Origin of the sequence: Ruminococcus sp. RTP21484sp1_RTP21277st1_D2_RTP21277_210401 (assembly GCF_040924225.1) — a bacterium.
Lineage (GTDB): Bacteria > Bacillota > Clostridia > Lachnospirales > Lachnospiraceae > Blautia_A > Blautia_A faecis.
On record NZ_JBCOMJ010000013.1, the window covers coordinates 109,766 to 118,438 of the forward strand.

General features: G+C 41.6%; 7 protein-coding genes. 3 read left to right on the forward strand and 4 right to left on the reverse strand.

Annotation, left to right across the window (positions count from 1 at the left end):
* Window positions 1-169 precede the first annotated feature (169 nt).
* The 3 genes from AB5706_RS10605 to AB5706_RS10615 form a co-directional block, all read right to left on the reverse strand.
* The gene (locus AB5706_RS10605; protein WP_368366069.1) at window positions 170-1,879 is read right to left on the reverse strand and encodes a hypothetical protein; all 1,710 of its coding nucleotides are present in this window, start codon (window positions 1,877-1,879) and stop codon (window positions 170-172) included.
* A 98-nt stretch (window positions 1,880-1,977) separates the two neighbouring features.
* The gene (locus tag AB5706_RS10610) at window positions 1,978-2,883 is read right to left on the reverse strand and encodes a carbohydrate ABC transporter permease (RefSeq protein ID WP_368366070.1); all 906 of its coding nucleotides are present in this window, start codon (window positions 2,881-2,883) and stop codon (window positions 1,978-1,980) included.
* A gap of 12 nt (window positions 2,884-2,895) precedes the next feature.
* Window positions 2,896-3,852 (reverse strand): ABC transporter permease, encoded by a 957-nt coding sequence (locus tag AB5706_RS10615; protein WP_368366071.1) that lies wholly within the window; start codon window positions 3,850-3,852, stop codon window positions 2,896-2,898.
* A gap of 221 nt (window positions 3,853-4,073) precedes the next feature.
* On the opposite strand from AB5706_RS10615, the gene AB5706_RS10620 reads away from it, so the two are divergent.
* The 3 genes from AB5706_RS10620 to AB5706_RS10630 are packed head-to-tail and all read left to right on the forward strand — an operon-like array spanning window position 4,074 to window position 8,381.
* Window positions 4,074-5,942, forward strand: coding sequence for a sensor histidine kinase (locus tag AB5706_RS10620; RefSeq protein ID WP_368366072.1), 1,869 nt, complete (start codon window positions 4,074-4,076; stop codon window positions 5,940-5,942).
* Between the two features lie 14 nt (window positions 5,943-5,956).
* The gene (locus AB5706_RS10625) at window positions 5,957-6,736 is read left to right on the forward strand and encodes a response regulator transcription factor (protein ID WP_148461459.1); all 780 of its coding nucleotides are present in this window, start codon (window positions 5,957-5,959) and stop codon (window positions 6,734-6,736) included.
* Complete coding sequence (locus AB5706_RS10630; protein WP_148461458.1) at window positions 6,729-8,381, forward strand: type 2 periplasmic-binding domain-containing protein; 1,653 nt, start codon at window positions 6,729-6,731, stop codon at window positions 8,379-8,381. Before AB5706_RS10625 ends, AB5706_RS10630 begins: the two co-directional genes overlap by 8 nt.
* A gap of 70 nt (window positions 8,382-8,451) precedes the next feature.
* Here the strand turns inward: AB5706_RS10630 and AB5706_RS10635 are convergent.
* A partial coding sequence (locus AB5706_RS10635) for an alpha-L-fucosidase C-terminal domain-containing protein (protein ID WP_368366073.1) occupies window positions 8,452-8,673 on the reverse strand: 222 nt, incomplete at its 5' end.

An 8,673-nucleotide genomic window follows, 5' to 3' on the forward strand; every position in this document is an offset into this window, starting at 1 on the left:
TTTCTCAACCTTTTCTCAAAACATTTACTTTGTTTTTCCAATATCCTTATCATAGCAGACTTTCCCACATGTGAAAAGCCCTCCCCAGCGAAAACACATAACCTGTGCCTTTCCGCTGAAGAGGGCTTCTCTTTATGAAAGCAGAATTTTTAAAGCTTTATTGTTTGTCTTATTTAACAGTTTTCTCATTCAGAGTTTCAAGGATTTCATCAAAGTCTTCATCTGTCTGGCTCTTGATGTCATCAATGTAATCTTCCCATGCATCGTCATCATTAATGTCGTTCTCACCTGTGATAAACTGAAGCGCAAGCTCTTTTGCTCGTGTCTCGCAGGTTCCGCCATATCCAAGCTCTGCTTTTGTAGAAGACTCTTCAGCAGTCAGATAAGTAACCGGTGCTCTGTCGTATGGGGAAACAGAATCCTCTCCGCCGTTGGCATCAGACTCAACCCAGTATTTTCCTTCATAGTAACCTTTTTCAGCATTCCACCATGGCTCCGGATTACAAGCAACCTCAAGCATTGCGTTGAAATCAATCGGGTTAAATGGAATACCGGTTCTGCAAACGCTAGAAGAGGTAAGTCCATACTCAGCGGATTTTGTTGCAGGTGTTGCATCGTTCAAAATATCATCTACGAAAGTCTTAGTTTCATCAGTTTCTGTATAGGTTTCGCCTTCAACACCCCAGTTCATAAGGTTTACCATCTCATCAGAATACTGATAGTCAATCATTGCTACTGCATATTCCGGATGCTCGGTTTCTGCACTGATATAAATACCCATATTTGCATTCAGAGATTTTGCAGCCTGTCTGGAACCCCATTTCCAGGCAGTACCATACTCTGTATTCTCCGGAAGATATGCAAGCCCCCATTCCATATTTTCATCTGTCTTAGCAGTATTCCAGCTCGCTACAGATCCAGACCAAAGTGTCGGGCAAATACCGCCAACATTTGTGGTAGCTTTTGTCTGACCCTGATTGAAGTCTGCTGTTGCAAACTCAGGATCAATATATCCTGCCTCATATAAGCTGTTCAGATATTTCAGGCACTCACGGAAGTTATCCTCAATCGGTCCGAATACCCATTCCTCACCGTTGTAGTACAGGCAATCCCATGTGTGGAAAATTCCAACAAATCCACGGTACAGGGAGTAATCCTTTGTGTTGTTGATAATAACATAATCAAGATCAAGTGATCCATCGTCAATCTTTGCCTGCATGTCAGAGCAAAGCTGTGTAAACTCATCCAGTGTAGCAGCCGGCTGCCAGCCGTTTTCCTTAAGAAGGTCAAAACGATACGCAAATGCTGTGAAGGACTGTGCTCCCTGGATATCATCCGGGTTATAGAAGCCGTCCATAAAGTAATACATGGATCCGTCCTCATTCTTTGCGAAATCCTCGCCACCGTTTGTCTCTTTCATATATTCCGGATAGTAAACCATATAATCGGAATAATCAGCAAGATTTAATAAGATTCCGTCCTCGCCGTACTCATTGACAGCTGATCCCTTTGTTACAGTGGCAATATCCGGAACTGAACCGGACTGAAGTACAACCAGCTCATTTGCCGTATAGTCCGTTGCAGCTGTTCTTGTCCATGTGATGTCAAGCTTGCAGCCAAGGTAATTTTCCATAGCCTCCTGCCATTTTTCCTGAACCAGTGTTCCATCAGAAGACTGCTGATAATCTGCGATGCTTACTTCCAGATGTAAGGTTCCGTCCTCAAGCTCCGGAAGCTCAATGCCGTTATCTGCAGCTGTTGCTTTTGGTGCTGAATCCTCTGCCCATACAGCAGTTGTTCCTATGGTTGTGAAAAGTCCTGCAGCCATTGCTACTGACATTCCCATAGCGGTAAGTCTTTTGGTGGTTTCTCTCTTCATAATTTCCTCCATTTTCTTTTGTAGACATTGTTGAATAGTAAACGTGTGTCTTTTATTTATAAGGAAAGCTGTCCCCCAGCTTCCATATAATCTGAATATCAGCCCTTAACAGCTCCTACCTGTACGCCCTGTGCAAAGTATTTCTGGATGAACGGATATACCAGAAGGATTGGTCCTATGGTTGCGATTACGCAGGCATACTGTACATTCAGACTGTTTAGGTTACCATTACTGATCATCTGCTGTGCATTACTCATGTTTGAAGTATTGGATGTAAATACAATTTTTCTAAGAAGCATCTGAATCGGCTGTTTTGCAGGATCCTTAATGTAAAGAAGTGCTTCATAGTAGCTGTTCCATACGCCAACAACGGAAAACAGACCGAAGGTTGCGTACAATGCTTTTGAAAGGGGCACATAAATCTTTGTAAGAATCTGGAACTCACTGGCTCCGTCAATTCGGGCGGCTTCCCTGATCTCCGGGGAAATTCCCTGATAGAACGAACGATAAATGAAAATATTATAAGCACTTACCGCATTTGGCAAAATCAGTGACCACCAGCTGTCATACAAGCCCAGATTCTGAATCAACAGGTAAGCAGGAACTGTACCACCACTGAAAAACATAGTGATCAGCAGGATAATGGACAATGGTTTTCTCAGTACGAATTCCGGTGCCATCATAACGTAAGCCATAAGAGAATTCAAAACCAGGCTGACAATCATAGTTCCCACTGCAATTACAATCGTATTCCAGTAAGCTCCCAGTATATTCTCATCCTTGAATAAGGCTTTGTATCCGTCCAGATGAAATTCCTTTGGAAAGAAGGTAACCTGACCGGTTGTGATCATGCGGTTGCTAGACAGTGAAGTGGCAATTACATTCAGGAACGGATATAGAAATATAATCGCTACAATGATCATGAACACAATGAGGAACACGTCAAATACTCTGCTGCCAATATGTATTTTGTTATTCTGTTTTTTTGCTTTTCCAAATGACATGAATTTTTCCTCCTACCACAAACTGTTTTCCGGGTTGATTTTTCTGGTAATCATGTTTGCTCCAAATACCAGAGCAAAACCAATGACTGAAATAAACAGGTTTACGGCTGTTGCATACGAGAATTTACCTTCCACGATACCTTTCTGGTAAACAAAGGTTCCGATTACTTCCAGCTGACTTCTGTTTGTGTCGTTCTGCATCAGAAGGATCTTGGTATAATCACTGTTCAGCACATTTCCAAGATTCATGATCAGAAGAATCGTAGTAGTTGGCTTAATAGTCGGCCAGATAATATTTTTGATTTTCTGCCAGCGGTTTGCACCGTCAATATTTGCTACATCATACAAGGTTACATCTACATTGGATAATGCAGACAAATACATGATGGAACTCCATCCTACTGTCTGCCATACCTGCGAACCGAGATATAAAGGAAGGAAATACTGACTTCCATTATTCATATCCACTCTCGCCATTCCCAAAAGATTTCTTATATCGTTGAAAAGTCCGCTGGTAGAACCAAATCCGTTTAACATAGAGCAGATAACTACTACAGAAAGGAAATGAGGAATATAGGAAATTGTCTGTACTGCACTTTTAAATACCTTTCCTCTTAACTCATTCAGCAGAATAGCAAAGATAATTGCCGCCGGAAACGTAAATAACAAATTCAGAACTCCAATTTTCAGCGTATTCCATATAATCTGTCCACTGTTTACATTTTTAAAGAATTTGATAAAATTTTTCAGTACAGGCTCCAGCCAGTTACTGTCCCAGACACCTTTTGATGCTTTATAATTCTTAAATGCGATCAGAATTCCATACATTGGAACATATTTGAAAATGATCAGCATGATCATCGGTGCCAGTGCCATAATGCAAAGGGCTTTCTGTTTCCATAGCAGTTGCCAGAATGTTTTTTTCTTTGCCGCATATGGAATGGATGTGGTGTTTGACCTTTTCGCCATATTTCTCTCTCCTTCCGGTCTTGTGTTTCTGATGTAATTATTGTATTGTATAAATCGCAGTGTTTGAATGGAAGATTCATAATTTTTTCATGTATATTTTACATTTTTTTCAGAGTTTTTCCGCTAAACATGGAATATTCTCAGGTTTGTCCAATAATTTTCCATGACACCCTGTAAAGAATTTATTGTAAAATATGATTAAGAAAGGACAGGCATTATATATGAAAAAGCACAAAACAATCCTGCTTCCCCTTAGACGGCAGTTTTCTATTATCTTAGTATTATTTATTGTCTGCACGGCAGGCATTACACTATACAACACTCAGAATTACGTTCGGGTACAGACCGACTTTCTTAGCAGCAGTCTGGACTCTTATTCCTCGCAGCTTGCCAAAAATACCCTGGAAGCCTACGATAGCTACAAAAACATATGCTATAGCGTTGCATACAGCTCTGTAGTTCAGGATTTTCTCAGCAGTAAGAACAGGCAGAGTTCCTATGAAGCTTATCAGGAGCTGCGAACACAGCTGGAAAACACCTTCCTTCTGAATCCATATATTTCTGATATTGCAGTTTACGGACAGGATGGTACCTTTGCCTCCCTTGGAGGATCTGCTTTCAGCTACAAGCCCTTTGCCGATAAGCTTGAGGAAACCTCGTTTCCCTACTGCACCGTTGGCACCTCCTTAATAAACGGAACCAACTGCCATATCCTTGCCATACCGATCTGTACCTTAGGTACCGGACAGAGCCAGCGCCTTGGCATCCTTTTTCTGGCCATTGACATTAATCATCTGCTTAGCAACTCTATGACCAATATGAATAGCCAGAAGCTTTATGAACCGGAAATCCTGTTTGCAAATGCACAGCAAGAGCTGATTTATGGAACAAGAAGCCTTTACCGTACCGTTCTTAGCACCCCCGCACCTCAGTCTGAAACAGACACCTACGAAGTAAAAGCAAACAGCTCCCCGGTAACCTATATCGCAAAATGCTATTCCTTTCGCAAGCTTGGACTTTCCCTTTATGTGCTTGTAGACAAAAGTCAGCTAACCAGCCAGATCCAAACTATTTCCCAGCGTCAGTTTCTCGCTACAGGTGCTATACTTCTGCTGGTTTTCCTCTTTGTAACCTTCCTTTACAAGCCATTTTTGGATTCGCTGAAACAGCTGATCGATTTTATGAAAAGTATTTCCGCCGGAAACAGAAAAGCAATCAGAAAAGGTGCCCAGATTCATCAGGGCTTAATTGGGTCTACTGAAATCAACGATATTTTTAACGCATTTAACGAAATGCTGATCAAAACCGAAGAACTGAATCATACCATTTTTGATTCCTATACCAGAATGTATGAATTGGAAGCCAACAACCGCAAAACAGAAATTGCATTTCTGCGAAGCCAGATTAATCCGCACTTTCTTTACAATACGCTTACCATGATCTGCGGTATGGCTGCAGAAGGCATGACTGATAAGATTATTCTGGTTACAGGTGCACTTTCCCAGATTTTTCGATACAGCATTAAAGGGAACGACTTGGTTTCTCTGCGGGAAGAGCTGGAAATCGTAAAATCTTATCTGATGATCCAAAAGGAACGCTTCGCAGACCGCTTCACCATTGAATATAATTTTTCTGATGATGCCTATGACTGCCTGATACCCAAAATGGTCATCCAGCCACTGGTAGAAAATGCAATTGTCCATGGACTGGAAAAAAGTCTGAAACCCGGTTCTATTCTGATCGGTGCCGGACGAAATCCCCGGCACGGTTATCTGGCCATCTGGATTTTTGATACCGGTGTGGGAATTCCTCCGGAAAAATTACAGGAACTGCGCCATTCCATTGCGGCTTCCGTTCATGACAAAACCGGAGATGCTTCTGCTGATCTGGCAAAAATGGATGCGCAAAATCACGACAGCATCGGAATTCTAAATGTCAATAGCCGTATGGTGCTTTATTATGGAGCTGACTACACTCTTCTCATTGACTCTGAGGAAGGTGTGGGAACTAATATTCAGCTGCGGGTCCCTTATCAGACAAATGATTTTCACAAACATCACAACAGTTCACCCCTTCATCAGGGCATCTAAAGGAGAATATTTATATGTATCAGGCAATTGTAATTGACGATGAAAAATGGGTTGTAAAAAGTCTGATTGCTACCATCAAAAATCAGGACTATTTTGAAATCACCACAGAATTTTATGACGGCCTTTCCGGTCTTGAATATATCCGTATTCATCAACCGGCCCTTGCATTTGTGGATGTAAGACTTCCTGGCATGGGTGGACTAGAAATTCTGCAGGCAGCTCATGCGGAAGGCTTATCAACTCTTTTCATTATGATAAGCGGACATGCTGAATTTGCATATGCTCAGAAAGCAATGTTTCACAATGCGATCGGATACTGTCTAAAGCCATTTTCCAGAAGTGAGCTTATGGATTCCATGCAAAAGGCTTATCAGCTTCTTCAGGAGCAGGAACAAAAAGCAGAAAATCAAGAAGTTTCTTTGGAAGAGCAGCCAAACATTTTTCATCCTCAGCATCTTGTTTCTTCCCACAAATCTGTGCAGATGATGATTGATTATACAGAAAAGCATTATCAGGAAGATATTTCCATACAAAATCTTGCAGAATACTGCAGTATCAATCCTAATTATGCCAGTCAGATTTTTCGTCAGGAAACAGGAGGAACCTTTGTCAGCTATCTGACCAGTCTGCGGATTGAACATGCTGCATGGCTTCTTGCACACAGTGACCAAACCGTATTTGCCATTGCCACTCAGGTTGGCTACAGTGACTATTTTTATTTTGCAAAGGTGTTCAAAAAAGTAAAAGGATGCACACCTACCGCTTATCGAAAGGATTCTGAAGAACATGTGTGATCTTATTTCTAAACAGTTATTGGGGGTTTCCATTGCAGCCGCTTTGATTTTCACAGCCACCGGCTGTGATTCCTCTTCAACTACTACAAAAATCAGCCGTCAGGCACTTCCTGAATCCATTCAGAATCTGTCCTTTGATAAACATTTAAATATCAGTGTTGGCTATTGGAATATTGAAGAGATGGAAAAAGCAGCCGAACCAGACGCTATGACTCAGTATATTGAAGATTTATTTAATATTACGCTGGAACCGATGGCTGTAACCTGGTCAAATTACAAAGAGCGTTATCAGATTTTGAGTGCTACCGGAAGCCTTCCTGATGTTTTTGCCACATTAACACTTTCTTCCAACGACAATAATGACTCCGCAACCTTTTCTGATTTTATCAATACCGGAGTCATCCGTGCTCTGCCTGAGGATCTGACAGACTATCCGCGCCTGAATGAGGTTTTGAATTCTGTATCCTATACCCGATATACAAATGGCAAGTATTATGCCATTCCCCGTGTTTCCTTTCTGGATCCAGTTCTTGGTGCTACAGATGCTGCTATGCTGGTTCGCCGGGACTGGATGGATAGCCTTGGGATTTCCAATCCGGAAAGCTTTCAGGATTTTGCAGACATGACGATTGCTTTTGCAAAAAATGATCCGGATGGAAATGGCATTGATGATACGCTCGGTTACAATGTTAATTCCATAAATGCACTTGGAAAATGGGTGATTCTTGGCATCGCTCCTGAATGCAATGTTTATTCCTGGACGGAAAATAACGGTTTCTATGTTCCTTCCTGGTCCACGGACGCATTCAAGCAAGTAGTAAAGGATTATCGCCTGCTGTACGAAGAGGGTGGTCTGGACCCTGATTTTTACACCAAATCCCCCTCTGCTGTTATGGATGACTTCGCAGCAGGACGGCTCGGTGCCCTGGAATATAAATCCTCCCCTTCTTCACTTATGGAATTAAAAAACAGATGGGATGCCTTGAATGATAAGTCCTTCGAGGACTGTGTGGATGTGCTTCCTGTTTTTCCCGCACCAGACGGGATTCGATACAGTAATTCCTCCAGCATCTTCTGGTCGGAATCTTATATTTCCTCAGATGTAGACGATACAAAAGCAGAGCGCATTCTTGCTCTATTTGAATTTCTTCTTTCTGATGAAGGACAGGATTTCTGTCATTATGGATTAGAGGGAATTGATTATGAAAAGGATAAAGATGGAAATTATTCCTGCCTTCTGGATACAAAAGGAGAAAGCCTTACCACAGCTCTTGCCAGAAAATATCCATCTTCTATTTTGTTTTCCGGTATTGCAACCTGGGGCGGAAGCTGGAAAGATTTTGAAGTCAATGATATGAATACCCTCCGTTATGGAAAATTTGCAACTATTCTTGCTTCTGAATCCGCCAATTACTGCAAGGAGCACACTACGCAGGTCAGCCGCCCTTATGCATTCATGAGCTATCCAAAAGAACCAACAGAGGAATTTAGCACCTCCAATGCATTTAAACAATTCATAAGCTGTATTATCGGAAATGACGATGCCGTAGACATGTGGGAAAATGTGTTAAAGCAAATGCGATCTGACGGACTGGACGAATATATTCAAAGGCAAAATGAAAATTTCGCAAAATCACAAAATTAATTTAAAAATCCCCACCTGAAGCTTTGCTTATACAGCAATAATCTCAGATGGGGATTTTATATAGATAAATTTATTTGATTTTCAAAACATAAGCACAGTCACAAGGCTTCTTTTTCGGTGCTTTTACATAAAGCCCGTCTTCTTTTCTGTAAAAAGCAAGCTCACCTTCATTTCCCAGCATAGTTACCTTCTTAATCTCACCGTCAAAAGCACCACCCTTACGAAGTGTACGGATACAGAACTCTCCGTCCTCTGGCCAGCCAAATGCAATCGCATAAAGAGCATCGCCATG